This is a genomic window from Crossiella sp. S99.2, assembly GCF_023094165.1.
Taxonomy (GTDB): Bacteria; Actinomycetota; Actinomycetes; order Mycobacteriales; family Pseudonocardiaceae; genus Crossiella.
Map to the genome: position 1 here is coordinate 45,210 of NZ_JALMDK010000006.1, position 26,936 is coordinate 72,145.

The 26,936-nt window shown below is 70.8% G+C and carries 20 protein-coding genes, 1 tRNA gene and 1 riboswitch; of the genes, 7 read left to right on the forward strand and 14 right to left on the reverse strand.

The window, feature by feature from the left end; all coding sequences use genetic code 11:
* The first annotated feature begins 58 nt into the window (after window positions 1–58).
* The 4 genes from MZC64_RS23250 (at window position 59) to MZC64_RS23265 (ending at window position 8,540) form a co-directional block, all read left to right on the forward strand.
* On the forward strand, window positions 59–1,591 hold the full coding sequence (locus MZC64_RS23250; protein ID WP_247759861.1) for a DUF2397 domain-containing protein: 1,533 nt from the start codon (window positions 59–61) through the stop codon (window positions 1,589–1,591).
* Window positions 1,588–2,823 carry a TIGR02678 family protein gene (locus tag MZC64_RS23255; RefSeq protein WP_247759860.1) on the forward strand — a complete coding sequence of 412 codons (1,236 nt, stop codon included), beginning with the start codon at window positions 1,588–1,590 and terminating at the stop codon, window positions 2,821–2,823. The genes MZC64_RS23250 and MZC64_RS23255 overlap by 4 nt, the downstream gene beginning before the upstream one ends.
* Complete coding sequence (locus tag MZC64_RS23260) at window positions 2,820–6,956, forward strand: TIGR02680 family protein (protein WP_247759859.1); 4,137 nt, start codon at window positions 2,820–2,822, stop codon at window positions 6,954–6,956. The genes MZC64_RS23255 and MZC64_RS23260 overlap by 4 nt, the downstream gene beginning before the upstream one ends.
* Before the next feature lie 171 nt (window positions 6,957–7,127).
* A complete protein-coding gene (locus MZC64_RS23265) occupies window positions 7,128–8,540 on the forward strand; it encodes a M14 family zinc carboxypeptidase (protein ID WP_247759858.1) in 1,413 nt (470 codons plus the stop codon).
* A 59-nt stretch (window positions 8,541–8,599) separates the two neighbouring features.
* Here MZC64_RS23265 and MZC64_RS23270 read toward each other — a convergent pair whose 3' ends face one another.
* The 10 genes from MZC64_RS23270 to MZC64_RS23315 form a co-directional block, all read right to left on the reverse strand.
* The gene (locus MZC64_RS23270) at window positions 8,600–9,643 is read right to left on the reverse strand and encodes a trans-acting enoyl reductase family protein (protein ID WP_247759857.1); all 1,044 of its coding nucleotides are present in this window, start codon (window positions 9,641–9,643) and stop codon (window positions 8,600–8,602) included.
* A gap of 221 nt (window positions 9,644–9,864) precedes the next feature.
* A complete protein-coding gene (locus MZC64_RS23275) occupies window positions 9,865–10,653 on the reverse strand; it encodes an ESX secretion-associated protein EspG (RefSeq protein ID WP_247759856.1) in 789 nt (262 codons plus the stop codon).
* A 2-nt stretch (window positions 10,654–10,655) separates the two neighbouring features.
* The gene (locus tag MZC64_RS23280; RefSeq protein WP_247759855.1) at window positions 10,656–11,969 is read right to left on the reverse strand and encodes a hypothetical protein; all 1,314 of its coding nucleotides are present in this window, start codon (window positions 11,967–11,969) and stop codon (window positions 10,656–10,658) included.
* On the reverse strand, window positions 11,909–12,496 hold the full coding sequence (locus MZC64_RS23285) for a DUF3558 domain-containing protein (protein WP_247759854.1): 588 nt from the start codon (window positions 12,494–12,496) through the stop codon (window positions 11,909–11,911). Before MZC64_RS23285 ends, MZC64_RS23280 begins: the two co-directional genes overlap by 61 nt.
* Window positions 12,497–12,522: 26 nt before the next feature.
* Window positions 12,523–12,867: a hypothetical protein gene (locus MZC64_RS23290; RefSeq protein ID WP_247759853.1), complete on the reverse strand. Its 345-nt coding sequence runs from the start codon at window positions 12,865–12,867 to the stop codon at window positions 12,523–12,525.
* A gap of 298 nt (window positions 12,868–13,165) precedes the next feature.
* Window positions 13,166–14,263, reverse strand: a complete 1,098-nt coding sequence (locus tag MZC64_RS23295; protein WP_247759852.1) for a hypothetical protein — start codon at window positions 14,261–14,263, stop codon at window positions 13,166–13,168.
* A gap of 25 nt (window positions 14,264–14,288) precedes the next feature.
* Window positions 14,289–14,501, reverse strand: coding sequence for a hypothetical protein (locus tag MZC64_RS23300; RefSeq protein WP_247759851.1), 213 nt, complete (start codon window positions 14,499–14,501; stop codon window positions 14,289–14,291).
* A gap of 587 nt (window positions 14,502–15,088) precedes the next feature.
* A tRNA-Val gene (locus MZC64_RS23305) sits at window positions 15,089–15,160 on the reverse strand.
* A 49-nt stretch (window positions 15,161–15,209) separates the two neighbouring features.
* Complete coding sequence (locus MZC64_RS23310; protein WP_247759850.1) at window positions 15,210–15,674, reverse strand: peroxiredoxin; 465 nt, start codon at window positions 15,672–15,674, stop codon at window positions 15,210–15,212.
* 76 nt (window positions 15,675–15,750) lie between these two features.
* On the reverse strand, window positions 15,751–16,182 hold the full coding sequence (locus MZC64_RS23315) for a DUF3052 domain-containing protein (protein WP_247759849.1): 432 nt from the start codon (window positions 16,180–16,182) through the stop codon (window positions 15,751–15,753).
* A 332-nt stretch (window positions 16,183–16,514) separates the two neighbouring features.
* On the opposite strand from MZC64_RS23315, the gene aceE reads away from it, so the two are divergent.
* Window positions 16,515–19,283, forward strand: a complete 2,769-nt coding sequence (gene aceE, locus MZC64_RS23320; RefSeq protein ID WP_247759848.1) for a pyruvate dehydrogenase (acetyl-transferring), homodimeric type — start codon at window positions 16,515–16,517, stop codon at window positions 19,281–19,283.
* A 58-nt stretch (window positions 19,284–19,341) separates the two neighbouring features.
* On the opposite strand, the gene MZC64_RS23325 is transcribed toward aceE, so the two are convergent.
* A complete protein-coding gene (locus MZC64_RS23325; protein ID WP_247759847.1) occupies window positions 19,342–20,595 on the reverse strand; it encodes a M14 family metallocarboxypeptidase in 1,254 nt (417 codons plus the stop codon).
* 59 nt (window positions 20,596–20,654) lie between these two features.
* Window positions 20,655–21,290 carry a nicotinamide mononucleotide transporter family protein gene (locus tag MZC64_RS23330; RefSeq protein ID WP_247759846.1) on the reverse strand — a complete coding sequence of 212 codons (636 nt, stop codon included), beginning with the start codon at window positions 21,288–21,290 and terminating at the stop codon, window positions 20,655–20,657.
* 93 nt (window positions 21,291–21,383) lie between these two features.
* Window positions 21,384–21,512, reverse strand: a riboswitch (FMN riboswitch).
* Between the two features lie 104 nt (window positions 21,513–21,616).
* On the opposite strand from MZC64_RS23330, the gene MZC64_RS23335 reads away from it, so the two are divergent.
* The gene (locus MZC64_RS23335; protein WP_247759845.1) at window positions 21,617–22,894 is read left to right on the forward strand and encodes a phytase; all 1,278 of its coding nucleotides are present in this window, start codon (window positions 21,617–21,619) and stop codon (window positions 22,892–22,894) included.
* Between the two features lies 1 nt (window position 22,895).
* On the opposite strand, the gene MZC64_RS23340 is transcribed toward MZC64_RS23335, so the two are convergent.
* On the reverse strand, window positions 22,896–23,666 hold the full coding sequence (locus MZC64_RS23340) for a hypothetical protein (RefSeq protein WP_247759844.1): 771 nt from the start codon (window positions 23,664–23,666) through the stop codon (window positions 22,896–22,898).
* Window positions 23,667–23,885: 219 nt separating this feature from the next.
* Window positions 23,886–25,532, reverse strand: coding sequence for an alpha/beta fold hydrolase (locus MZC64_RS23345; protein WP_247759843.1), 1,647 nt, complete (start codon window positions 25,530–25,532; stop codon window positions 23,886–23,888).
* A gap of 188 nt (window positions 25,533–25,720) precedes the next feature.
* Between MZC64_RS23345 and MZC64_RS23350 the strand changes: the two genes are divergently transcribed.
* Window positions 25,721–26,929 carry a CdaR family transcriptional regulator gene (locus MZC64_RS23350; RefSeq protein ID WP_247759842.1) on the forward strand — a complete coding sequence of 403 codons (1,209 nt, stop codon included), beginning with the start codon at window positions 25,721–25,723 and terminating at the stop codon, window positions 26,927–26,929.
* Window positions 26,930–26,936 lie beyond the last annotated feature (7 nt).

A 26,936-nucleotide genomic window follows, 5' to 3' on the forward strand; every position in this document is an offset into this window, starting at 1 on the left:
CGCGCCCGGCGACCCACGATTCTGCCCGGCCAGGCCCAAGCCTCTAATGTGGCCGTCCGTGACTCATGGCGACTCGACAGGCGGTGAGGGCCGGCTCCGGCTCTACTCCTACCTCAACGCTGAGCACACCAGGACCTACGTGGCGATCATGCGGTTGTTCACCGCGACGCTGCTGCCCGACCTCTCCCCCAACGAGGTCGCCGCCGCGCTCAAACCACTGGAGCGCGAGGGCCGCCTGGACATCGGCGAATCCGACCCCGACACCGTGGCCGACCGGCTGAAACGGCTCAAGGACTGGGGAAACCTGGTGCAGGGGCGACGGGAGACGATCGCCTCCAGCATCGCCGAGTTCGTCCGCGGCGCGTTCCGGTACCAGATCAACAAGCTCGCGGTGCGGGTGCAGCGGGACGTGGACGAGCTGCTCCGGGTGCCCGAGGGCGCCCGCGAGGTCTCCCGCGAACTGCTGCCCGCCATCGAACGCGGCCTGTCCAAACTGGGCGGCACGCTGTCCCAGGCCATGGTCGCCGAGCAGCAGGCGCCCGGTTCGGCGAGTGCGAAGCGGGCCAAGGAGGAGCTGGCCGAGCAGGTCACCACGCTGTTCCTGCAGCACGCCGAACTCGCGGTCACCGTGCGTGACTTCTACGCGTACCTCGGTCAGGTGGTCACCCGGTTCCATCTCGACCCGGACGAGATCTCCGGTTTCCGCAACCTGCTGGTCGAATACATCCAGATGGTCGTCGAGGACGTGCTCCGGCACACCCCAGCCATCGCCGAGTCCCTGGCCGGACTCGCCCCCGCCCGCGGCGAGCTGCTGCGCATCCTCGGCCCCACCGAACGCCTGGGCATCGCGGTCGAACGCGGGCGTGGCCGCTCGGAGACCGACTGGCGGGAGCTGACCGACTGGTTCGCCGACCGCCCCGGCCGCCCCAGCCAGGTCACCGCGTTGCGCGAGGCCACCGCCCGCGCCATCGGCTCCCTGCTGGCCAGCGTCAAACGCGCCACCGCCGGCGGCGGCCTGCTGCCCAGCCGGCGTGCCGAACTGCTGCAACTGGCCGGCTGGCTGGACTCGGCCGGGCCGCACCGCTCGCACGAGCTGTACGCGGCCGCCTTCGGCCTCTACTCCGCCCGGCATCTGCTGCCCGCGCCCGAACACGACGGCGACGACGAGCACACGCCGTGGCGGGACGGCCCGGTGGTCGAGGTCAACGTGAGCGTGCGCAGCCGCGGCGACCGCGGCGCCCGCGGCCGCGCCTCCCGCATCCTGGACGACCCGATGCTGCAGGAAACCCTGCTCGCGCAAGCCAGGGAGGCGGATCGGCAGCGGGCCGCCGCGGTCGCCGAACTCAGCGCCGCCGCGCCCGCGCTGGCACAGAGCAACCTCTCCCCCGAGGCGCTCGAAGTGCTGTGCGAACTGCTCACCATGGCCATGGCCCAGCGGGAACGCGACACCGACACCGGCTCCGCCGCCGACCCCGTGCACGGACTGCGACTGACCATCAACCATGTCCCCGACCAGGTGACCCAGATCGCCACATCGGGTGGAGTTCTCACCCTGCACCACGCCAGCGTCCAGCTGGGGGAGCGGGCATGAGCCGCAAACCCAGCGGGATCGGCATCCTGGACGAACTCTCCGACATCGACGCGGCCAACGTCACCCGCTGCGCCCGCACCCTGCTGCGCCGCCCGCTGCTGCGCGCCGACGGCCCCGACGGCGACCTGCTGCCACTGGTCTTCCGGCACCGCAACGCCCTGCACGACCTGTTCGCCTCGCTTTTGGGCTACCGCCTGGTCGTGCAGCGCCGCTACGCCCGGCTCTACAAGGCAGGGCCCGGCGCCGACCCCACCCGCGGCGAAACCGGCCTGTCCCCGCGCGGCTACGCCTACGTCGCGCTGACCATGGCCGCGCTCACCGGCGTCGGCCGCCAGGTGCTGTTGTCCCGGCTGGTCAGCGAGGTGCGCGCGGCCGCGGTCGAGGCCGGGATCGAGGTCGTGGACGATCTGGGCGACCGGCGTGCGCTCACCGCCGCGCTGCGCCACCTGCTCGGCCTCGGCGTGATCACCGAGACCGAGGGATCGGTGTCCACCTGGTCCGGCGACGCCATCACCGAGGCGCTGATCACCGTGGACACCGACGTGCTCGGCCACCTGCTGGCCGGACCGGTCGGCGAGGTGGACACCCCGGAGGAGCTGATCGGCAAGGCCGCCGAGGCCGGACCCGCCGGGATGGAACAGACCACCGAACACGCGGTGCGCCGCAAACTGGTGGAGAACCCGGTGGTGCTGCACGCCGACCTGCCGCCCGAGCAGGCATCCTGGCTGAAGAAGAACCAGCGCCGCGAATCCCTGCTGCTGGACCGCTGCTTCGGCCTGGTCACCGAAGCGCGGCTGGAGGGGATCGCGGTCACCGATCCCGAGGAATACCTCACCGACCTGGCCTTCCCCTCCTCCGGCACGGTCGCCAGGGTCGCGCTGCTGGCCCTGCCCGAACTGCTCGCCGAGCACGAGGCGCGCGCCGACGGCCGCCACCCGGTGAGCAGGCAGCGGCTGCAACAGATCTGCGCCGACCTGGTCGAGTCCTACCCGGCCGCCTGGTCCAAACAGGCCACCGAGGACATCGACGGCCTGGTCGACGAGGTCCTCGAACTGCTGGTCAACACCGGCCTGGCGCGCTGGGAGGAGCCGGACTGGCTGCTCTCCCCGGTCGCGCACCGGTGGGTGCCCGAACCCGATGACACCCCAGGCGGTCCCGCCGCCCAGGAAAAGGAAGAAGCACCACCGCCGCCGGCGAGCTGGTCGCTTTTTGATGAGGAGGAACCCGCGTGAACCGCTGGCGGCTCAACCGGGGCGGCATCGTCAACATCTGGCAGTACGCCGAGCAGGAGTTCGACTTCTCCGGCGGCCGGGTGATCTTCCAGGGCACCAACGGCTCCGGCAAGTCCCGCACCCTGGAACTGCTGCTGCCGCTGTGCCTGGACGGCGAACTGCGGCAGATGGGTTCCAAGGGCTTCGACACGGTCAGCATCCGGCGGCTGATGCTCGATGACTACCAGGGCGGACCGAACCGGATCGGCTACGCCTGGATCGAACTGGTCCGCACTGACGACGCCGGTCAGGACGAGTACCTGACCTGCGGCATCGGCGTGAAGGCGTCCAAGACCTCGCAGCAGGTCAGCGACTCCTGGCGATTCATCACCCCGTGCCGGGTCGGCAAGGACGTTCTCCTGGTCGGCGCGGACCGGGTGCCGGTCGGACCCGGTCAGCTGCGCGAACTGCTCGGCGCGGACGCGGTCCTGGAGGAAGCCGGCTTCCGGGCCCGGATCGCGGAAAGCGTCTACGGCGTGCCGGCCGACCGCTACGGCGACCTGCTGCACCTGCAACGCACCCTGCGCAACCCCGACGTCGGCCTCAAGGTCCTCGAAGGCCAGCTGGAGCAGATCCTCAGCGACGCGCTGCCGCCGCTGGAAGCCGGGCTGATCGAACGGCTGGCCACCTCCTTCGACGACCTGGAGTCGATCCGGGAGAACATCGTCCGGCTCTCCACCGCCGACGGCGCGCTGCGCACCTTCCTCACCGCCTACTCCGGCTACGCCCTCGCCGCGCTGCGCACCGCCGCCGACGGGGTGCGCGCCGCACACGACACCCTGCAGCGCCTGCTCGCCGAACTGAGCAGGCTGGAACGGCGCAAGGCCACCGCGCAGCAGGAACGCACCGCCGCCGACGCCGGGGTCGCCGCGCTCGAAGAGGCCGAGAGCGAACTGGCCATGCGGATCGAGGCACTCAAGGCGCTGCCCGCCTACCAGGGCATGCGCGACCTGGCCGACCGGGAGAAGCTGGTCGCCAACACCCGCAAGTCCGCCGAGACCGCGCTGGAGGTGGCCAGCCGCCAGCGCGCCCAGGAGGACCGCGGCGTCGACTCGGTGCTCTCCGTGCTGGACCGGCTCGGCCGGGACACCGCCGCCGCCCAGGACCTCGCCGACCGGGCAGGCCAGCTGCTGCACACCGCGGGCCTGGACCGCGGGCTGTGCCCGGTGGTGCCGACCGTGCCGCCAGCCACGGTCACCGAGACCACCGAACAGGTCAGGGCCAAACCCGAGGCCGAGGCCGCGCCGCTGGCGGTGACCCGCCGCGCCGTGCCCGAACTCGACCCCGAGGAACTCCTGGACGGCCTGTCCACGGCCGCCGCCCAGGCCGCCGAGGCCGCCACCGAGGTGCGCCAGCGCGGCGCGCTCACCCTGATGCTGCACCAGCGCGCCCTGGAATCCGACCGGGCGCTGCGCAAGGTCGAGGAACTGCACCGCAACGCCAAGGACGCCCAGATCGGGGCCACCGACGCCGCGGGCAGGCGCAACCAGACCGCGCAGGAGCTGCGCGAACACGCCGAACACTGGGCCAACCAGGTCCGCGAATGGGCCGAGGCCGCGCCCGAGGGCGGCGCCGAGGCAGACCGGCCTGCGCCGCCGCAGCCGGAAAGCCTGGTCATCGACCGGGCCGGGGCCCGCGCGGTGCGCGAGGAATTCCGCCAGTGGGGCACCCCGCACCTGCACTCCGCCACCCAGCGGGTCCTCGCCGCCGACCAGTCCTGCGCCACCGTGCGCGAGGCCATCCGCGAGCGCGAGACCGAACTCGCCGCCCTGCGCCGCGGCCAGGAACGCGCCCCCGAACTGCCGGCCGGGGACCGCCCGGCCGACCTGGGCGAGTCCTGCTACCGCCTGGTCGACTTCGCCGAGGGCCTGGCCGAGGCCGAACGGGCCGGGCTGGAAGCCGCGATGCAGGCCAGCGGTCTGCTCACCGCCTGGGTCCGCGCCGACGGCACCCTCGCCCAGGTCGGCTCCGCCGAGGTCGTCGCGGGTGTGCTGCACACCCCCGCCGACCTGGCCGCCGCCCTCGCTGACCTGCCCCCGGTCACCGGCCGTTCGCTCGCCGAGGCGCTCACCGCCGCCGCCGAACCCGACAGCCCCGTGCCCGCCGACCTGGTCAGCGGCCTGCTCTCGGCGATCGCCCTGGCCGCCCCCGACGAGGACCTGCCCGCCGCCGCGCTGGCCCTGTCCACCGACGGCCGCTGGCGCGCGGGCGTGCTCTCCGGCTCGGCCGCCAAGGAGGCCGCCGAGCACATCGGCGCCGGCGCCCGCGAGGCCGCCCGGCAGCGCCGCATCCTCGGCCTGGAGGACGAGCTGGAACAGCGGCGCGGCGAACTCGCCACCGCCCAGCAGCACCTGGAGGCCCTGCGCAGGCAGGCCACCGGCTGGGAGAAACACCTGGCAGGCTTCCCGCACGACGACGAGCTGATCGCCGCGCACGCCCGGCTGGCCGGGGCCAAGGAGAGCGCCGAGGAGTCCGAGCACCGCGCGCTGACCCTGCGCGAGGAGCACTCGCACGCCGAGGACCACTGGCGGGCCGTGCAGTCCGAACTCACCCACGCCGCCACCGAGGCCGGGCTCTCCGCCGACACCGCCGCGCTGGAACAGGCGCACCGGGCCGCCGAACAGGTCCGCGGCACCGTGGACGGCCTCAAGGAAGCCCTCACCGAACGCTGCGCAGGCTCCATCCGCCAGCTCGCCGACGCCCTGCACAACCACCGGGTCGCCCTCGGCGACCGGGAACAGGCCGAGGCCCAGGCCGAATCCCGCTGCGCCGAGTACGCCGAACAGGCCGCCGCGCTGGCCGAACTGACCTCGGCCATCGGCGGCGAGGCCAAACAGGTCGCCGAATCACTGGCCACCCTGGAAGCCGAGCACAAGCGGGCCAAGGCCGACCTGCCCGGCGCGCGCGAGCGGGTCGCCGAGGTGCGCGAGGAAGCCACCAAGATCGCCACCCTGCTGGAGACCAAACAGCAGCAGCGCACCGGCCGTCAGCAGGAGGTCAGCACCGCCGAGGCCGCCTTCCGGGACACCCTGGCCGCCCCCGGCGTGTGGACCGCCGCCCTGCCCGAGGCCGAGGCCCCGGACACGGAGAACCTGCTGGCCACCGCCGAACGCCTGGGCGCGGCCGAGGACCGCCGCCCGGCCAGCGAGGGCACCGTGATCGGCAGGCTGCAGGCGCTGCAGTCCGCGCTGGCCGGTTCGCACAACATCACCGCGGAGACCACCGCGGGCATCCTTACCGTCACGGTCACCTCCGAGGACGGCCCCCGCCCGGTCGCCGACGCCGCCGCCCTGGTCGCCACCCGCCTCGGCGACCAGCGCGGATACCTCGGCGAGCGGTACCAGGAGATCTTCTCCGACTACCTGATGCGTGACCTGGCCGAACGCCTGCGCAGCCAGATCGCGGTGGCCGAGGACCTGTGCCGCCGGATGAACGAGGTCCTCGACCGGGCCCGCTCCAGCCAGGGCGTGCACGTCCAGCTGGAATGGCGCCCCTCGGCCGCGCTGGACGAGTCCACCAGGGACGCCCTGGAACTGGTCCGCACCCCCTTCGCCCAGCGCAGCCAGGACCAGGACGCCACCCTGCGCCGCGCCTTCACCGAACGCATCGAGGCCGAACGCGACGCCCACTCGGCCGGCTACGCCGAAATCCTCGGCCGCGCCCTGGACTACCGCTCCTGGTACTCCTTCACCGTGCGGGTGCGCGACACCGGCCCGGACAGCAAACCCCGGGTCCGCCGCCTGCGCCAGCTCTCCTCCGGCGAGACCCGCCTGGTCTCCTACGTGACCCTCTTCGCCGCCGCGGCCAGCTTCTACGACGCGGTCAGCGCGGGCGAGGAAGGCTGGCACCCACTGCGCCTGGTCCTGCTCGACGAGGCCTTCGAACGCCTCGACGACCCCACCATCGCCCGCATGCTGGGACTGCTGGTCGACCTGGACATGGACTGGATCATCACCTGGCCCAGCGGCTGGGGCGTCTCCGGCAAGATCCCGCGCATGCACATCTACGACGTGCTCCGCCCCAAGAACGGCGGCGGCGTCGCCTGCACCCACACCACCTGGGACGGAGCGGGGCTGGACCGGGAGGACGCCTAGCCAGGGAGCGGCGATATGTCCCGTTCACGATCGGGTACCTCTTAAAACTGAATCTCGTCGTCCATTCGTAGGGTTATGGCGATAACTGCGCGCGTCCTAGCGTCCTGACCCACCTGCCGCATCCACCCTGCTGCGCGCAGTGCATCTCGGCGAAACTGCGAGAGGACGGCTATGTCCGTATCACGGCGGATCCCCATCGCGGGCGTGGTCGCCGCGTTGGCGACCAGTGCCCTGTTGTTGTTCCAGCAGACCGGCGCGCCCGCGCCGGAACCGGCGGCCAAGGCCGACAGCGCCCAGGCGGAGCAGCGCCAGGCGATGTTCGTCTACCGCGTGGTCGGCGGGGTCAACGACTCCGAGCGGCTCATCCAGGTCGGCTCGGACGTGCTGGAACAGCGCGACGGCGACGACCTGTTCGTGCTCGGCAACGCCGAGGAGGCCAACCGGCTGGCCAAGGCCGGGTTCAGCACCAAGGTCGAATCGGTGATGGCGCCCGCGCCGTGGGCCCCGCCCAAGACGCACAACAACAGCGAGCCGCTGGGCGTCAACGACATCAACGAGACCTACTACGGCGGCTACCGCACCGTGCGGGCGCACCACTCGCACCTGGACAAGGTGCTCGCCGACTACCCCGCGCTCTCCAGCGGGGTGACCTACGGCCAGTCCTGGCGCAAGAGCACCGGCAAGCCCAACGGCTACGACCTGCGTGCCATCTGCCTGACCAAGAAGCAGACCGGGGACTGCGCGCTGAACACCAGCGCCGCCAAGCCGCGCTTCTTCCTGATGGCCCAGATCCACGCCCGCGAGATCACCACCGGTGACATGGCCTGGCGGTGGATCGACCACCTGACCCAGGGCTACGGCAAGGACGCCGAGGTCACCAAGCTGATGGACACCACCGAGATGTGGGTCGTCCCGATCACCAACCCGGACGGCGTGGACATCGTCCAGGCCGGCGGCAGCTCCCCGCGCCTGCAGCGCAAGAACGCCAACACCACCAACGGCACCTGCGGCACCGGCGGCCAGGTCGGCATCGACCTCAACCGCAACGCCAACTCGCACTACGGCCAGGCCGGCACCTCGACCAACCCGTGCGCCGAGACCTACCGCGGCCCGCGCGCGGACTCCGAGACCGAGCTGAACTCGCTCCAGGCGCTGTTCACCAAGCTCTACCCGGACAAGCGCGGCGACGGTGACACCACGCCGGCGGCCAAGGACACCAAGGGCCTGATGATCACTTTCCACAGCTACACCAACGGGATCATCTTCCCCTGGGCGCACCGGGCCAACACCTACACCGGCAACGACGCCAGCCTGCGCCGGATGGCCAAGGACATGGCCGGCATCACCGGCTACACCTACGGCACCGCGCCGCAGGTCGTCGGCTATGCCGCCTCCGGTGGCACCGAGGACTGGCTCTACGACAAGCTCGGCGTGCCCGGTTTCACCTTCGAGATCGGCCCGGCCAGCGGCACCTGCGGTGGCTTCCTGCCGCCGTACTCCTGCCAGACCAGCACCTTCTGGCCGAAGATCAAGCCCGCGCTGATGTACGCCGCCAAGCAGGCGGCGGCTCCGTACGCGAGCTGACCTGCTCCACAGGTGACCGGGGCGCCCCGCAAGCTGCACGCGGGGCGCCCCGGCACGTCTCAGCGCACCTGCACGTCCTGCACCTCGACCCCGGTCAGCGAGCGCACGAAGCTGGCCCCCAGCGCCGAGGACGGCGTGTGCGCCCCGCTGGGCACCTCGCCGGAGCGGACCCGCTGCACCGCCCGCACCACCGCGTCCGCGGTCAGCTCATAGCCCTCCGGCGCGATCAGGGTCCGGCTCACCGTGCGCCCGTCCGCGTCCCGCACCTGCCCCCACACCTCCGAGCGGGCGCCGGCCCGCGCGGCCTCGTCCGGGCCGGAGACCCGGTTGGCCAGCGCGGTCAGCCCCTTGCGCACCAGGTCGGTGCGCAGCAGCGGCAGCACGTAGCGCTGGGCCCGGAACAGCGGCGCGGGCACGCCGAGCGCGGCGTAGACGACGATGTTGGGGATGCCGGTGGAGCGGTAGGCGGTGCTCACATCGCCCCACGGGATGGAGATGACCTCCCGGCGCTTGCCGGGGAAGTCCACCGAACGCACCCGCCAGCCCGGCGAGACCTCGCGGATCTTCCCGTCGATCCGGGCCCGGCCGCCCTGGCCGAGTGATTCCACCGCGGTCCGCAGCGTGCCCGCGCTGGCACTGGCCATCCCGGCGAAGGCGAGTTCCAGGTGGGTGGCGCCCGGCAGGTCGGCGGCCAGCATGGCGGCCAGGCAGTCGGTGGGCACCACGTCGAACCCGGCGCCGGGCAGCAGCACGATCCCGGCCGCCTCGGCCTCGGCGGAGCGGCGCGCGATCTGCTCGAACACGTCGATCTCGCCGGTGATGTCCAGGTAGTGCACCTTGGCGTCCAGGCAGGCCTGCACCATGGGGGCCGCGGTGGCCGAGAACGGCCCGGCGCAGTGCGCCACGGCGTCGATGTCGGCGAGGTGGTCGGTGATCCGCTCGTCGAGCCCGAAGATCCGGTACGGCAACCCCAGCCGCTGCGCCAGCGGCACGACCTTCTCCGCCGCCCGCCCCGCCAGCACCGGCCGCTCGCCCCGGCGCACCGCCAACTCCGCGATCAGCGTCCCCGTGTAGCCGTTGGCCCCGTACACCATCCACGTCATGCCCAAGAGCATGCCGAATTCGAACTGGAGTTACCAGGGGGTAGGTATCCGCCACGCCCCCCGGGAGACCTGCCGCGGCCCGGACAGGTGAGGGGACGCCTGTCCGGGCCGCGTGCAGGGATTCGCCAGTTGGTCTGTGTGCCCCCCGCGGCGATAAAGGGACATCCAGACCAGGAACCCATGACGCGGCGACAGATGTGACCTGCGGAACATCCCACCGCTCAGTTCGCGGTGCTCGCCACCAGCTCGCTGAACCGCTCCACCAGCTGCGCCCGCCCACCGGGCGCGACCAGGCCCCACTCCGGCCCGTCCGAGCCCGCGGGCAGGTAGGTGACGTACCGCCCGCCCGCGACGTCGAAGTAGTCCACCGGGGCGCCACTGACCTGCCGCCGCCCGTGCCGGTCCCGCCCGGCGGCCCGGAACTGCCCAGCACCCAGGCGAGGCTCGGCGAGCAACCGCCGCACCCGGTCCAGCTCGGCCCCCCGCCCGGCTCCGGCCGCGGACCGCTGCAGGTACCCGCCCCCGTCCTCCTCCGGCCGCCGGTGCCCACCCCCGTGCAGATCCGCCACCGGCACCGAGTAGGTCGGAATCCGCAACGGCTTCGCCTCCGGCAACACCCCCGCCACCGCGGGCGCCAGTTCCCTGGCGTCGATCGGCTGGAGGTGCAACTGCTCCTCGGCCAGCACCGCCAGCAGCCCGTCCCGCCCACTGGCCACCGCGAGCACCGACCGGGTCGGCGCCCCCGGCTCAGGCATGAACCACCCGTACAACTCCCGGTGCGCCCGCGCGATGAGCTGCATGGCCGCCTTCAGATCCGGATGCACCCGCCGCCCATCGAACAACCCGGCCTGGTTCAACTCCGCCAGCGCGGGCCGAGCCACCGCCAACCGCTCGGCCATGGTCGCTCCCGGCGAGTGCGTGAGCAGCGCGTTGTGCTTGTCCCCGATCTCCTCGGCCTCCCAGACCAGGTCGTAGGCGAGCGCCGACAACGTGACAGCGGAACGCAACATCACTACTCGCCGATCACCGGCGGCGCCACGGACCGGTGGTCCCCGAAGATGTCCTCGGTCTCCATCAGGAACGAGGCCCGCTCATGCTCCTCGTCCTCCTCCTTGCGCCCGGCCCCCGCGCCACCCATGGGCATCCCACCCATCCCCGGCGCGCCGGCCCGCCCAGCCACCCTGCCGCCGGCAGGCCCAAACCCACCGCCACCGGTACGCCCAACCCCAGCACTCCCCCCGGCGCCAAGCCCGCCACCGGCACCGCCACCAGGCCCAAACCCACCAGCCACGGCCCCACCAAAGCCACCACCGGCCCCACCGGAGTAACCACCCCCGCCGCCACCACCGGTGCCACCACCGGAAATCGGCACCTCATTGGAGACGTACCCAGCGGACCCGGTCTGATCCCGAGGCGGATAAGCAGGCCCAGTCCCCACCACGGGAATCTCAGCCGACCCACCACCAGCCCCACCACCACTGCCGACACCACCGCCGGTACCGCCACTCCCGACGCCACCGCCGCCAGCCCCGCCGCCGTAGCCCCCACCGCCGCCACCGCCGCCGAACTGCCCGTACCCGCCGCCAAGACCGCCACCGCCGCCCCGGCCACCCTCAAATCCGCCGCCACCACCGGGCCCACCCGGACCACCGGGCCCAGGCTTGACCACGGAGACGTCGCCACTGACCTCCGGCGGCGTCAACCAGGTCGGCAGGGATTTCACGTTGTCCTCGGTCCGCACCCCATAACCGGCATAAACCCGCTGATTGTCACCGGTGTCGGCCTTGAACTTGTCGATTTCCCGATCGAGATCGGTGGTGAACGGATTCAACTTGTTGCCGAGATTGTTCTGCGGCGGATTCTCCGGCACCGGCTTCAACTGGTTCTTACACCCATGCCAGTCAGTACCTTGCTGCCCAACGGCTTTGGCGGTGTTCCCCGCCATCTGCTTGGCGTGATCGGCGAAAGCGGCCAGCGGACTGATCTGCTGCCGCGCCGCATCGGCCGCCTTGCCTTCCCAGACCCCGTGCGAGTCCCGGAGCACCTTCTCCGCGAGATCCCGTGCCTCGTCGTACCCCTTGCCCACCTTGTCCCAGGCGAGCTGGATCGGCGAGATACCGGACCCTGGTCCCTTGCCTTCCTGGAACCACTTGTAGATCTGATCCCCACGAATGCCCTCGGGCCGCGGTGTGTCCGACGGCCACAGGTTGATCCCGAGCATCGCCGCACCACCCGCGCCGACCGCGATCAGCAATGGCAGAGGCATTACCTTCCCCCCTTCAACGTGGCGATCACCATCTCGCCAATCCCGATTGCCCGCGGGCACGGGTTCGCGTAGTCCGCCGCCCCCACGGTCAGTTGGACCTGAACCGCGACCACGGTCTTCTGCGCGGTGCCCATCTCCAACCGGCACAGTCCCTTGCTCCGGGCATCCGCGTCCATCGCGACGACCGAGGGGTAACCACCGACCTGGCCCGGCTCCCACACCTTGAAGTTGTTCTTGCGCGCGTAGAGCTGGGCGATCCCACCGAGCTGGTTGTTCACCGTGATCGAGAAGTGGTTCTTCACCGGAGTATCGCTTGCCAGCCAACGACATGAGGGGCCGAGCGGACTCTCCCGGACCTCTCCCCGCGCACCTCCCCCGACCTCACTCGCCTGCTCCGTGCTCAGCATCGAGCACGGACTACCGGCGATCCGAGTGGTGTCCAGCTCGGGCTGCGGAATGGTGGGAGCATCGTTCGGCGCCGAACTCGCCGAGCTGGCGGCACTGCTGGTCGGCGCTGTGGTGGCCGGTGCGGGCGTGGCACCACAACCTGCCAGCGCAACTCCGGCAAGCAGTCCGAACGCGGCCATCACACTTGTTCCCAGGCGAGTCACAGTCATCCCTTGGGCTTGAAGTTGGTCTGGTTTGCGCCTTCGGTCCCGGCGTACTGGTCACGGGCGGCCGTCAGCTTCTGAACCAGCGTATCGACGGCCTCGCCATAGGCACGATTGGCCAGAGTGTGCGTGCCGTCCTTCTCCTGAATCGTGCGCTCGATGATCTGGCGCACGGCACCCCGGCTGAAGTCCTCCTCGCTGGGCGGATTCGCCATGGCGTTGGTCTCCATCGCCAGGGTGTTGATCTCATCGATCTTGGCCCGGACCGACTTCAGCCCGGCGATCAGGTTGTCCAGTTGTGCCACGTCGACCGTGAACTTCGAACCCCCGCCGAAGTCGATCGACACCTTGGTCTCCCGTGGAGCCATGGCAAATCCCCCCATCCCCTGGAAAATCTCCCCAACGGACAGTAACGCGATCACGACGGCGTCACGACCGGTTCGTGACCAATCCACACGTATTCGCGATCACATCACCCGAATGGCGGCTGGCCCCCTAAGTAGTAACACTGACCGAACTCAAAAAAAGCCCGTAGCCAGCGAAAACGTGACTACGGGCAGTGGTGGGCGCGGTGGTGTCGATTTCGCGGAGTCGCCGGGTGGGGACCGGCCCGCACGGAGCCGGTCCCCACCCGGTCCCCACCCGTCACCACACCATCGACAGCACCACCACGGCGAGCAGGATCCCGGCCACCAGGCCGCGCAGGCCCCAGCACAGGTTGGCGCGGGTGGGCCGGGGATGGAGTGGGAGCAGGCCCGACAGCAGTACGGGCAGCCGAGCGGAGGCACCGGTGGGTGTTGGTGGGGCGGTGGCGGTCGGGTCGACCGGCGGCAGTGGGTTGCCGGCAGCCGGGTCGAGGGCCTCCGGTGGTTGCCGGGGTGCGGGCGGCAGGCAGGGCGGGGCCGGGTCGGTTTCCTCCGGTTCCGCTGCCACGACCTCGGCGGGTGGCAGCTGGGACAGGGTCTGGCGGAGTGTGATCCAGTCGTCGATCAGTGGTTGTGGGGCGCCGAAGGCGGTCAGCATGCCCATGGGGTGCTGATCCTTGGGCAGCCGGAGTTCCTTGGGGGATTTCGCCGGGACGCAGTGGCTGCGGATGGTGGTGAAGGCCACGGGGTAGCCGGCGACCGCGGCCCGCAGTTCCAGGTCCCGGAAGCTCACGCCGACCGCCTTCTTGATCGCCATCATGGCCGCGCGGAACTGGGCGATGCTGCGCACGGATTCGGGTCGCGGCCAGGTGGCGACGTTGACCCTGGGTTCCATCGGCGGTGCGATCCGGCCGCTGAGCCTGCGCACCTCGGCGACCCTGGAGCGGATCGCCTCGGCCTGTTCGATCTCGGGGTCTGGGCGGGGCGCCGGCGCGCTGAAGTTGTCCGGGTGCTCGATGTCCTTCCGGTAGTCGCGCAGGTACTGGGCCTCGAACTCGGCCTCGGCCGTCGGCAGGGCGATCTCGGCCGCTGCACGCACGGTGGTCCGCTCCGCGCCGCCGCGGAACAGTTCACCGACCTGCCGCCGGAGTTCGTCCTCATCCGGCACCAGGTCGAAGTAGGCCTCCAGCACCCGCCAGGTCGGCGCGGACACGCCGAACTCGATCTCGTCGATGAGCTGGACCGGGGTGTCCGCGAAATCGGCGACCACGTCGGTGCCGACCTGGGCCCGGCGACGCACTCGTTGCAGCAGCAACCCCAGCTCCTGGGAGCCGAAGGGTGGCGCCTGCCCGCCATTCGGGGTGGCGTTGTCAGTCATTCGTGTTCGGATCTTCCTGTGCTGGTCAGCGCCGGCCGGACAGCGCGGCCGGACCGGGACCGAACCGCTGCGCCAGCTCGGCGCACAGCCCGCCGAGGGCGATCACGATGGTCGCCGCGGTGAGCGGCGTGGCGCCCAGCGCGGACAACACCGAGGTGCCGGCCAGGGCGATCACCCAGGCCAGCAGGCCCAGCGGCGGCATCGGGGCGTGCCACGGGACGGGCAGTGACGGGATCATGATCGAATTGCTCCTTTCCGGCGCATGCAACATGCGCTGTACGCATTACCGACGGCAATGCGTGTCTCGGGAACCGCTTCCCCGGGGCGCGCTCTCGGGAGCAGGCACCTCGCGCTCCGGGGTCTCGCAGTTGTCGTCATCATGGCCGAATTCCGGGGTTGTGCCAGCCAATACCGGTCATTTCTTGCGGCTCACGCAAGAACACCACCCGAATGCCGGATACCAAACACGGTAGCCACACCAGCACCCGCCAGCATCACTGGATCGGGTGTTTTCGCAGGTCAAGCAGCCCGCGAGCAGAATGAACAACGGCGAACGTGCAGGGATGTTCAGCACCGGACCCGGGATACCAGCTGTGCTGCGCCGAGTTGCCGCTGTGGCACGACGAGCGGCAGATCGGCCGGCGAGAGGACGATCGCCGCATTAGTTGATAGTTGGACGACCGATAACCAATAGGTCAACGCGAACTGGCGGATGAATCGACCGGGATTCCGGCCATGGACCGGAGACAACAAAACCGGCCCGGGTCAGGTGACGACTGAAGTCACCTGACCCGGGCCGGTCCGGCTGCCGAGTGGTGTTGCCTGTGGGCACAGTTGGGTTCGAACCAACGACCCCTCGCTTGTAAGGCGAGTGCTCTCCCGCTGAGCTATGCGCCCTCGCAGCAGCCCCGAGCCTACCGCCCGGGGCTCTGCAAGATCATGCGATTCAGCCGATGACCTCGGCCAGCGCCTTCTTCCACGCGGACTGGTCGCGTGCCTCGCCGGGGGCGTTGGTCTCGGCGAAGCGGACGGTGCCTTCCTTGTCGATCAGGAAGGTGCCGCGCAGGGCGAAGCCCGCGGTGTCGTTGAAGACGCCGTAGGTCTTGGCGACCTCGCCGTGCGGCCAGAAGTCCGAGAGCAGCGGGAAGGTGTAACCCTCCTGCTCCGCCCAGGCCTTCAGGCTGAACGGGGTGTCCACGGACACGCCGAGCACCTGTACCGCGTCGTTCTGGTAGTCCCCGATCTCGTCGCGGACCTGGCACAGCTCGCCCGTGCAGATGCCGCTGAACGCGAACGGGTAGAACACGAGCAGGACGTGCTTCTCACCGCGGAACGAGGAGAGGGTCACCTTCTCCTTGTTGCTGTCCGGCAGCGTGAAATCCGGGGCCTGCGTACCGACCTCGATCGTCATCGAGCACTCTCCTGGGAGTCTGGCTGGCTTCCAGCGAGCCAGCCTAGACCCTCAGGGACTACCCACAGACTTGGTCTCAGCGCTTGGGCTTGCCAGCCCGCGCTCCCACCAGACGAGTCGCTGTCCAGCCCTCCGACACCGACAGTGTCGAGGTGACCGACAGCCCGGCGGTGCTTGACGCGTCGCCGATGTCACTCGGCTCCACGTAGCCCGGCTTGCCCGTCTTTGGCGTCAGCAGCCAGATCACGCCCTCGTCGGCGAGTGGTGTGATGGCGTCGACAAGGTCGTCGGTGAGATCACCGTCACCCTCTCGCCACCAATACAGCACGACGTCGATGACTTCCTGTGCGTCCTCGTCGAGGAGTTCGCCTCCACAGCGCTCCTCCACGGCGGCGCGGATGTCGTCATCAACATCCTCGTCCCAGCCGAGTTCCTGGACCACCATGTCCGGCTCAATACCGAGCCTCTCGGCGACGCCGACCTTTTCAGCGCCTTCCGCGGCGACCACGAGTGTCACTCCTCCAACTACGCGAGTGCGGCTGGCCGTACGGCCGCCGCACTGGTGTGTCCAACCGATCCCGGCTAGCGAACACTGCGAGTGCCCACCTGCGCAACTGCACGCCCCGGGACACGCCGGAATCGCTTCCCAACCGGCGGCATCCGGCTGCCCTCTATCGGACTATTGACAGTTACCGGCCGGTAGCGGTGACGCGCGTGCGCGCACGCGTAAGGATGGGGGACGATGACACGGCAGCGCCAACGCGTGGGATGCTCCACTGACACCGCGTGGCCGAGAAAGGCTGCCCCGAAACTGACGACGAAGCATGGCGAGGAGAACCCTTGGCCCCGCAGAACACCGGCGCCGGCACCCCTGAGCGGGTGCGGGTCATCCGTGACGGGCTGGCCGCCCACCTGCCGGACATCGATCCGGAGGAGACCGCCGAGTGGCTGGAGTCCTTCGACGCCGTCCTCGCCGGAGCCGGTCAGCAGCGCGCCCGGTACCTGATGCTCCGACTGCTGGAGCGGGCTCGCGAGAGCCACGTTGGCGTACCCGCGCTGACCAGCACGGACTACGTGAACACCATCCCCACCGAGCGGGAGCCCTGGTTCCCCGGCGATGAGGAGACCGAGCGCCGCTACCGGGCGTTCATCCGCTGGAACGCCGCGGTCATGGTGCACCGCGCGCAGCGTCCCGGCGTCGGCGTCGGTGGGCACATCTCCACCTACGCCTCCTCGGCCGCGCTCTACGAGGTCGGCTTCAACTGGTTCTTCCGCGGCAAGGATCACCCCGGCGGCGGCGACCAGCTCTTCATCCAGGGTCACGCCTCGCCCGGCATCTACGCGCGCGCCTTCCTGGAAGGCCGCCTCTCCGCGGAGCAGCTCGACGGCTTCCGGCAGGAGTTGTCGCACGCCGGAGCGGGCGGCGGCCTGCCGTCCTACCCGCACCCCCGGCTGATGCCGGACTTCTGGGAGTTCCCCACGGTGTCCATGGGCCTCGGCCCGATGAACGCCATCTACCAGGCCCGATTCAACCGGTACTTGCACGACCGCGGCATGGCCGACACCTCGCAGCAGCGGGTCTGGGCCTTTCTCGGCGACGGCGAGATGGACGAGCCGGAGTCGCGTGGCCTGATTCACGTCGCGGCGCACGAGGGCCTGGACAACCTGACCTTCGTGATCAACTGCAACCTGCAGCGCCTGGACGGGCCGGTGCGCGGCAACGGCAAGATCATCCAGGAGCTGGAGTCGTTCTTCCGCGGCGCGGGCTGGAACGTGATCAAGGTCGTGTGGGGCCGGGAGTGGGACTCCCTGCTGCACGCCGACCGCGACGGCGCGCTGATCAACCTGATGAACACCACGCCGGACGGCGACTTCCAGACCTACAAGGCCAATGACGGCGCCTACGTGCGGGAGCACTTCTTCGGCCGCGACCCGCGGACGAAGGAGCTGGTCACGCCGTACAGCGACCAGGACATCTGGAACCTCAAGCGCGGCGGGCACGACTACCGCAAGGTTTACGCGGCCTACAAGGCGGCCACCGAGCACCACGGCCAGCCCACGGTCATCCTGGCCAAGACGATCAAGGGTTACGGCCTGGGCCCGCAGTTCGAGGCGCGCAACGCCACGCACCAGATGAAGAAGCTCACCCTCGAGGACCTGAAGCGGTTCCGGGACACCCAGCGGATCCCGATCACCGACGCCGAGCTGGAGCGCGACCCGTACCTGCCGCCGTACTACCACCCCGGCCAGGACTCCGCGGAGATCCAGTACCTGCAGGACCGCCGCCGCCAGCTCGGTGGCTCGGCGCCGGCCCGCCGGGTGAAGCACAAGCCGCTGGCACTGCCCGCGGACAAGGTCTACGAGGTCATCCAGCGCGGGTCCGGCAAGCAGGAGGTGGCCACCACCATGGCCTTCGTCCGGCTGGTCAAGGACCTGGCGAAGGACCCGGAGATCGGCCCGCGGCTCGTCCCGATCATCCCGGACGAGGCGCGCACCTTCGGCATGGACTCCATGTTCCCGACGCAGAAGATCTACAACCCGCACGGTCAGCTGTACACCTCGGTGGACGCCAAGCTGATGCTCGCCTACAAGGAGAGCGAGCGGGGCCAGATCCTGCACGAGGGCATCAACGAGGCCGGGTCGACCGCCTCGTTCACCGCCGCGGGCACCTCGTACTCCACGCACGGCGAGCCGATGATCCCGATCTACATCTTCTACTCGATGTTCGGGTTCCAGCGCACCGGCGACAGCCTGTGGGCGGCGGCGGACCAGATGGCCCGCGGCTTCGTCATCGGCGCCACCGCCGGTCGCACCACGCTGACCGGTGAGGGCCTGCAGCACAACGACGGGCACTCGCAGCTGCTGGCCTACACCAACCCGGCCGTGGTGGCCTACGACCCGGCCTACGGGTATGAGGTCGCGCACATCGTCAAGGACGGTCTGCGCCGGATGTACGGCGAGAACGCCGAGGACATCTTCTACTACCTGACCGTCTACAACGACCCGTACGTCCAGCCAGCCGAACCGGCTGACCTGGACGTGGACGGGCTGCTGCGCGGTCTGCACCGGGTCAAGGCGGCGCCGGGCGAGGGCCCGCTGCGGGCCCAGGTGCTGGCCTCCGGTGTGGCGCTGCCGTGGGCGGTGCGCGCGCAGGAACTGCTCGCCCAGGACTGGGGCGTGCACGCGGATGTGTGGTCGGCCACCTCCTGGTCGCAGCTGCGCCGCGAGGCGGTGGCGATCGACCGGGAGAACCTGCTGCACCCCGAGCAGGGCCAGCGGGTGCCCTACATCACCCAGGCGCTGTCCCAGGGCCAGGGCCCGGTGGTGGCGGTGTCGGACTGGATGCGCGCGGTCCCGGACCTGATCCGGCCGTGGGTGCCCACCGACATGCTCACCCTGGGCACGGACGGGTTCGGCTTCTCCGACACCCGCCCGGCCGCCCGCCGCCACTTCCTGGTCGACGCCGAGTCGATCACGGTGGCCACGCTGGCCGCACTGGCCAAGCGCGGTGAGGTCGAGCAGTCGGTGGTCGCCGAGGCGGCCCGCAAGTACCGCATCGACGACGTCCAGGCCGCCGGTCCGCAGACCTCGGACTCCGGCTCCGCCTGATCGTTGCGGCACGCAGCGATGGGGCTCCCCTGAAAGTTGGGGAGCCCCATCGTCATGTTCAGAAGCAGTGCGGCGCGGCGGTGGCCTTGACCAGGCCGTAGTCGGCGCGGGCGTCCAGCAGCAGCGGGATCAGGCGGCCCGCTTCCTGGTTGCGCGGCACCAGGCGGCCGCCGGGCACCGGCACCGAGAAGATGCCGTGCAGGCCGAGGACTTCGCGGTGGGCGGCGAACTGCTCGGCGGTCAGCTTGTACCCGCAGGCCGGGTTTTTCTCGGTGTCCTCGGGCTTGGCGGGCTCGTTGTCCGCACCGCCGAAGTAGACCGGGCCCTGGCCGAGCACCGCGCCGAGGCGGCTCTTGGCGGTGGCCAGCGCGATCGGCGCCCAGCGGTCGGCCACCAGCTTGACGGTGCCCGCGACCGCGGCGAGCTGGGAGTGCACCCGGCGGCGCTGGTTGAGCGCGGGATCGGCGGCCTCGGCGGCGTCCTTGGGGTCGACCTTGGTCTCCAGCAGGATGCCGACCGCGTGCTTGAGGCCCGCGGTGTTGCGCAGGATCCGTTCCTGGCCGTCGCCGGCGACCTGGCGGATCGGCTGGCCGGTCACCGGGTCGGTCCAGATGCCGTATTCACCGCTGGAGTGCCCGGCCTGTTCGACGTGCGGTTTGGCGTAGTCCTTGGACAAGGTGACCGACTCGTCGTGCAGATGGTCGGCCACGTTGAGGTTGCGGGACCACAGGTACAGCACGTCCTTGTCGTAGAACTTGGGCGTGGCGCCGTACTCGTGCAGGTCGTGGATGACCGCGGGGCGGTGCTCGCGGATGACCGCGGCCAGGGCCTTGGCCTCGGGTGAGACCAGCAGCAGGTGGTCCCGGTTGATGTCCACGCCGTTGGCGTTGGTGCGGGTGTCCGCGGCCCGGCCGTCCGGATTGGCCGTGGGCACGAACAGGTACTTCACCCGCGGGTTCTCCCGCTGGAAGGCCAGATCGCGCAGCTTGGTCAGGCAGGCGTCCCGGCCGGAGGGCTCGTCACCGTGCTGGGAGCAGATGAACAGCACCGTGCTGGTGGCGTGCGCGGGGCCGATCCGGACCAGGTTCAGCGGGCGGCCCTGCACGGTGCTGCCGATGCGGCTGACCGTGGTGTGCCTGCTGGCCTTGTCTACCGCGGCCAGGAAGCGCTGTTCTTCGTCCAGGCCGGTCCAGCGGGCCCCGTTGGACTGCTCGAAGCCGGTGCGCGGCGGGGCGGGCGCGGCGGTGGCGACCGGGGCCACCAGGCCCAGCGCGGCCGCGGTCAGCGCGGACAGGGCGATGAGTCGACGCACGTGACTCCTCGATGAGTTCGGGCAGGGCCCCCCGTGAGCCCCGCCTGAACCCATCAGCCTCACCCGATCGTGTCAACCGTCATTCTGTTGCGGGCGGCGGCCGCGGTGCGGTTCCAGTCCAGCCAGCCGCGCACCACCAGCACCGCGAACACGATGTAGACCAGCGCGGAGAACCACAGGCCGGACATCAGCTGCAAGGGCACGCCGACCGCGTCCACGGCCAGCCACACCAGCCAGAACTCGACCAGACCGGCCGCCTGCGCGCCGTAGGCGACCAGGGTGCCGACGAAGATCCAGGCGTCCGGCCAGGGCGCCCAGGAGGCGTCCAGGGCCTCCAGCAGCAGGGCGAACCCGGTGGTGCCGACGAGCATCAGGCCGAGGATCACCAGGCGTTCGGTGGTGCTGGCCGCGCGCACGGCGACGCCGAAGACCGGGTCGCGGCGGCGGGTCCAGGCCCACCAGCCGTAGACCGCGATGGCCAGCACCGCGACCTGCCGGGTGGCCAGGCCGCCGAGCTGGGCGGAGAGGTAGACGCTGAAGAGCAGCACGGCGGTGACGATCTGCACCGGCCAGGTCCACAGGGTGCGGCGCTGGGCCAGGAACACCACGGCTAGCGCGCCTAGCTGGCCGATCAGCTCGGCATAGGCGACCCGCTGGCCGAAGAACTCGAACCCGTGTTCCATCAGGAACCGCATCTGCCTCTCCCCACAGCCCAGGCACCAGGGCTGTTTTCGGGAATGGCGACGCGACACCAGCGTGCGGACGTGAGTCGACGCACGCGGGCGCGCGTGCGCAACCTCCCATCCGGACTTTCACCGTCGGCCACGGAATTCCACCGTGTCAACCGCCGGCTGGCTGCCGGCGGGTCGCGGGCTGTCACCGCCGGTTCGGATTTTCACCGACCCCGGAGCGCACGACACTTCTGTTCTGGCCAACACTCTGCTCCCCCGCCGCTATTCCGCCCAGGGGATAGTGACCTGAAAGACTGTCCGCGTTCACCTGCGGCGGCCAAGGTTGATCCATGCGCAACCTGCTGGTCCCCCTTGTCGCCGTTGTGTCGAGCACCGCGCTGCTCGCGCTCGGCCTGCCCGGTGTCGCCGACGCCCGGCCCGGCATCGTCATCCCCACCGCCCAGACCCCGGCCTTCGTCGACGACGCCTCGGGCACGCCGCCCAAGGCCAACGCGGACGATCCGGCGATCTGGGTGCACCCGTCCCGGCGCGGTGACAGCGTCGTGCTGGGCACGCTCAAGGAGGGCGGGCTGGCCGCCTTCGACCTCGCGGGCAGGCTGCTGCAACTGGTGGCCGCCCCGCCGCCGCCGGCAGCCGGGGCCGCGCCGGGGCGGTTCAACAACGTGGACCTGCTGGGCGACCTGGCTTTTGTCAGCGACCGGGGCCGGGACCGGGTGCGGGTGTACCGGGTCGACCCGCGCGGCGCGGCGGCTGGGAAGGCCGTGCTCAAGGACGTGACCGCGGCGGCGACCCCGCGGGTGTTCAGCCAGAGCGAGGCCGAGGTGGACGAGCAGCGCACCGCCTACGGCCTGGCCGTGGGCGCCGACCGGGGCACCCCGCTGGTGGTGGCCAGCCGCCGCCACGAGACCCGGCTGGCCCTGCTGACCCCGGTGCGCACCGCCGAGGGCGTCACCGTCCGGCAACTGTCCACTGTGGACCTCCCGGCCAGTTTCCGGCTGCCCGACGGCAAGACCTGGGCGCCCTGCGGCGAGCCGGGTGAGGGCCCGCAGGTCGAGGGCATGGTGATCGACTCCCGGCACGGGGTGCTCTACGCGGCCCAGGAGGATGTCGGCATCTGGCGGATCCCGTTGTCCGCCAAGGGCTTTGGCCAGCCCGAGCTGATCGACCGGGTGCGCGAGTTCGGCGTGCCCGCCAAGTACGACGAGCAGACCGAGGAGTGCGTGCCGACCGGCGCGGACCCGGGCTTCGGCGGGAAGTGGCTGACCGCGGACGCGGAGGGCCTGACCATCGCCGACGCCGGGCACGGCCGCGGGCAGCTGGTCGCCTCCAGCCAGGGCGATTCCCGGTTCGTGGTCTACGACCGGGAAAAGCCGGGCACGGTGCTGGGCACCTTCCGGGTGCGCGAAGGACACGGCCGGGACTCGGTGGAGCACTCCGACGGCGCGGCGGTGGTGACCACCCCGCTGCCCGGCTACCCGGCCGGACTGCTCGCGGTGCACGACGGAGAACGGAAACCGGCGGCCACCGACCCCTCTGGCAAGGAGCTGGAGACCACCGGTTTCGCCTACCTGAGCTGGAAGGACGTGCTCGCTTCCCTGGAGCGGTGAGTTACTGCGTCGGTGGGATGGGCGTCCCCGCGGGCGGGGTCGGGGTCTCGTTCGGCGGCGGACCGGGCGGGTTGGAGGTGCCGGGTGCGGGAGCAGGGCTGCGGGTGGCCGCGGCCTCGCTCTCGATCCGGTTCAGCCAGCGGCCCCAGCGGTCCTGCATGGGCCGGATCAGGCCGCCGCCGACACCGACCACCAGGATGCCGCCGACGGTGGCCAGCACCGCGATCAGCACCGGGGTGGTGACCGTGGTGGCGATGCCGAGCTGGTTCAGCGCGGCGATCACGCCCAGGGCCAGGATGAAGGCGTAGGTGATGCCGCGCAGCAGCGCGGTGAACGGGCGGGCGCCGATGGCGGTGCCGACCAGGTCCCTGGCAATCCGGGCGATGGCCGCGGCCACCAGCAGCAGCACGATGGCCACGATGATCCGCGGCAGGTAGCCGATGATGTCGGTGAGCAGCTGGCTCACCGCGTTGCCCGCGCCGAAGACGCCGAAGGCCAGTTGCAGCGCGATCAGCAGGACGAAGTAGTAGACGAGTTTGACGATGATCTCGGCGGCGTCCACCCGCTGGCTGGCCAGCAGGGTGCCGACGCCTGCCTTGTCGGCCAGCTTGTTGAAGCCGGTCTTGCGCAGCAGCAACGAGACCACCTTGGCCAGCGCCTTGGCGATCAGCCAGCCGACCAACAGGATCAGCAAGAAGCCGAAGAGCTTCGGCACGAATGTGGCCACCATGGACCACGCGTCCGCGAGTCCCCGGCGTAGTTCGCCTCCCACGACTTCCTCCTCATATCCGCGACAGCTTGTCGCTACGGAGTTGATCGTGGGCCGGATGGACTAAACCAGCAAGGCGCAACACAGACCCGATAGGAGTAATGCACTAGCCCCAACGGCCCTTGACCGTCCACAGTAGAACCACCGGTGGGGACCGGAGGGATGAGAAGGCCCGGCGCTCGCGCCGGGCCTTCTCCCGTTTTCGTTGTCTCAGCGCCTAAATCAGAACGGCAGGTTGGTCACCTTGTTGGCCGCCGCGGCCTGCCGCACCTTCTCCGCGAGCCCGCTCGGCGGAGTCGGCGCGAGCCTGCGGGACCGGGACGAGGCCGACTCGGCGTCGGTGGGCACGTCCGGCCGCGGGGTGCCCGCGCAGATCACCCGGCTCGGCGGCAGCACGCCGTCGACCAGGTACCGGTTGACGTGCTCGTCCACGCAGGTGTTGCCGCCCAGTGCGTACAGGCCGTGCCTGCCCTCGTCGGCCACCGAGATCAGGTGGTCCTCCAGGCGTTCGGCCATGGCCGGGCCGCCGTCGTAGTGGGTCTGGGTGTCGCCGTCGGCCTGGATCACCACGCCGGTCTGGTAGCCCTTGCGCTTGAGCTTGACCGGCTTCTCCGGCGGGGTGAACGAGCGGAAGGTGCAGGTGCGCGGCGCGGCCCTGGTCACGCCGAGGCCGTAGGGGTAGCGGTCCCGGAACTCGCGCATGTCCTGGTAGTAGCTGTTGAGATCGCGCGGCCAGTCCGCCTCGCAGGTCACCGTGTCGAACACGCCCGCGCGCAGCTGGGCCAGGCCCAGCGCGGCGAGTTCCTTGCCCGCCTTGGCCGCCTCGGCGAACTCGGCCGAGCCGGGCTGGAAGTCGCGGAAGTACTTCACGTCCTCGGCGAGGAACTCCCAGTTGAACCGGTAGCGCGCGCCGCCGCCGACCCCGGCGTCGAACTGGGTGCGGTCGAAGCCGTCAGCCGGGGTGGCGTGCAGCTTGGCCGCGACCTGCTCGACGGTGGCCAGCACCTCGGCCTTGGTCTTGCCGATGCCGAAGCGGTTGTTGCGCTGCCCGGCCCATTCCGCCCACAGGTCCACGTTCTCCCGGAAGGCCACCGACTGCTGCTTGAACTGGTGCCGCCAGATCCACTCCGGGTGCACCGAGGAGTCCAGCACGCTGCGGTCGAGCTGCTTGGGGAACAGGCTGCCGTAGACCGCGCCCAGGTAGGTGCCGTAGGAGTAGCCCACGTAGCTGAGCTTCTTCTCTCCCAGCACACCGCGGATGACGTCCATATCGCGGGCGGTGTTGGGTGTGTTGACGTGCTTGCGCAGCGCGCCACCGGCCTTGCGGCAGGCTTCCTCGCTCTGCCGGGCGCTGGCCGTCCAGGCCGCGAAGTCCTTGTCCTCCGGCCGCGAGCTGAGCTTGTGCAGGTCGGTGGTGACCTCGCAGCTGAGCAGGGTGGACTCGTTGACCCCGCGCGGGTCGAAGCCGATCAGGTCGTAGACCTCGGTCAGCGGGGTGCCGTAGAAGTAGGTCGGCAGGGCCAGGCCGCTGCCGCCGGGACCGCCCGGGTTGGACAGCAGGATGCCGCGGCGCTTGGCCGGGTCGCTGGCCTTGAGCCTGCTGACCGAGAGCGCGATCCGCTCCTGCTTGGGCTTGCCGTAGTCCATCGGCACCACCAGGGTGGCGCAGTCCAGCGCGCTGTTGAACTTGCACGGCTGCCAGTTCGGAACCTGGCTGTAGAACTCCTTGAGCGCGGCCGGGTTGGCCGTTTCGGCTGCTTCGGCGGGCTGGGTCGCGGTCACGACCTGGCTGCCGAGCAGTCCGAGCAGACCGAGTGTCAGCGCGGCTGCTCTCGGCCACCTGCCACGGGCGGCGGTTGTTCTACGCACGGTGAGACCTCCTGCATCGCCTGTGCCCCTTTCGGGCGAGCAGAACGTTCCTACCTGCGGGTGAACAGCGAAAACAGGGCAGACTGGCGGCACATTATTCTGGGATTTTCCCCGTATAGGCGGTCACTCGACAGAGGTAACGCCCTGGGTGAGCTTCAGCGATGCCACGGCGTGGGACTCTGGGAGACATGAGTGCCGAGGTCGTGCCACAGCCCCACCCGCCGCCGGAGTTGTCCGCGGCGACCCTGCGGGGACTGGAGCGCGCCTCCGGGGACCTGGCCGCGGCCAGCATCTCCGCGATGGACTCCCAGCTGCCCTGGTTCCGCCGGATGCCCGCCGACCAGCGGGCCAGCGTGCTGCTGGTGATCCAGACCGGCGCGGCCAACTTCGTGGAATGGCTGCGCGACCCACGCCAGGCCATCCGGCTCACCGCCGAGGCATTCCGCGCCGCGCCCAGGGACATCTCCCGCTGGGTCAGCCTGCGCCAGACCGTGGAATTGGTCCGGATAGCGATCGACATGCTGGAGCAGCAGCTGCCGATACTGGGCAGGGACACCGCCGAACGCGCCTGGCTCACCGAGGCCGTGCTGCGCTACGGCCGGGAGATCGCCTTCGCCGCGGCCACCTCCTACGCCGCCGCGGCCGAGGCCCGCGGCGCCTGGGACGCCCGGCTGGAAGCGCTGATGGTGGACGGCATCGTGCGTGGCGACGCCGAGGAGTCGCTGCTGTCCCGGGCCGCCGCGCTGGGCTGGGACCTGGCCGCCGAGGCCACCGTGCTGGTCGGCAACCCGGCCAGCGACGACCCGCCCGCGGTGGTCTTCGACGTGCGCAGCCGGGCCGCCCGCACCGGCCGCGCGGTGCTGCTCGGCGTGCAGGGCTCCCGCCTGGTGGTGGTGCTCGGCGGGCCGGTCGCCGGCTCCACCGGGCACGACGTGCTGGCCAAGATGTCCGAGGCCTTCGGCGACGGGCCGGTGGTGGCCGGGCCGACCGTGCCCAGCCTGGCCGAGGCGCACCACAGCGCCGCCGACGCCATCTCCGGTCTGCGTGCCGTGGTCGGCTGGCCCGCCGCGCCGCGCCCGGTGCGCTCCGGCGAACTGCTGCCCGAGCGCGCGCTGGCCGGTGACCCCGAGGCCGAACGGCAGCTGGTGGAGCGGGTGGTGCGGCCGCTGGTGGAGGCCGGCGGATCCCTGCTGGAGACCGTGGAGGCCTATCTGGAGGCAGGCGGCGTGCTGGAAAGCTGCGCGCGCACCCTGTTCGTGCACTCCAACACCGTGCGGTACCGGCTGCGCCGGGTGGCCGAGATCACCGGGCACACCGCCACCGATCCGCGGGACGCGCTGGTGCTCCGGGTGGCCCTCGCGGTGGGTCGGCTGGCCAGGGCCCGCGGACTCTGGTGACCTCCGT

What these genes read in the sequence shown, in the direction of transcription:
- MZC64_RS23255 (WP_247759860.1), top strand. Translation starts at nt 1,588, where the DNA reads ATGAGCCGCAAACCCAGCGGGATCGGCATCCTGGACGAACTCTCCGAC.
- MZC64_RS23265 (WP_247759858.1), top strand. Translation starts at nt 7,128, where the DNA reads ATGTCCGTATCACGGCGGATCCCCATCGCGGGCGTGGTCGCCGCGTTG.
- MZC64_RS23270 (WP_247759857.1), bottom strand. Translation starts at nt 9,643, where the DNA reads ATGACGTGGATGGTGTACGGGGCCAACGGCTACACGGGGACGCTGATC.
- MZC64_RS23275 (WP_247759856.1), bottom strand. Translation starts at nt 10,653, where the DNA reads ATGTTGCGTTCCGCTGTCACGTTGTCGGCGCTCGCCTACGACCTGGTC.
- MZC64_RS23285 (WP_247759854.1), bottom strand. Translation starts at nt 12,496, where the DNA reads ATGGCCGCGTTCGGACTGCTTGCCGGAGTTGCGCTGGCAGGTTGTGGT.
- MZC64_RS23295 (WP_247759852.1), bottom strand. Translation starts at nt 14,263, where the DNA reads ATGACTGACAACGCCACCCCGAATGGCGGGCAGGCGCCACCCTTCGGC.
- MZC64_RS23300 (WP_247759851.1), bottom strand. Translation starts at nt 14,501, where the DNA reads ATGATCCCGTCACTGCCCGTCCCGTGGCACGCCCCGATGCCGCCGCTG.
- MZC64_RS23310 (WP_247759850.1), bottom strand. Translation starts at nt 15,674, where the DNA reads ATGACGATCGAGGTCGGTACGCAGGCCCCGGATTTCACGCTGCCGGAC.
- MZC64_RS23330 (WP_247759846.1), bottom strand. Translation starts at nt 21,290, where the DNA reads ATGCGGTTCCTGATGGAACACGGGTTCGAGTTCTTCGGCCAGCGGGTC.
- MZC64_RS23335 (WP_247759845.1), top strand. Translation starts at nt 21,617, where the DNA reads ATGCGCAACCTGCTGGTCCCCCTTGTCGCCGTTGTGTCGAGCACCGCG.
- MZC64_RS23350 (WP_247759842.1), top strand. Translation starts at nt 25,721, where the DNA reads ATGAGTGCCGAGGTCGTGCCACAGCCCCACCCGCCGCCGGAGTTGTCC.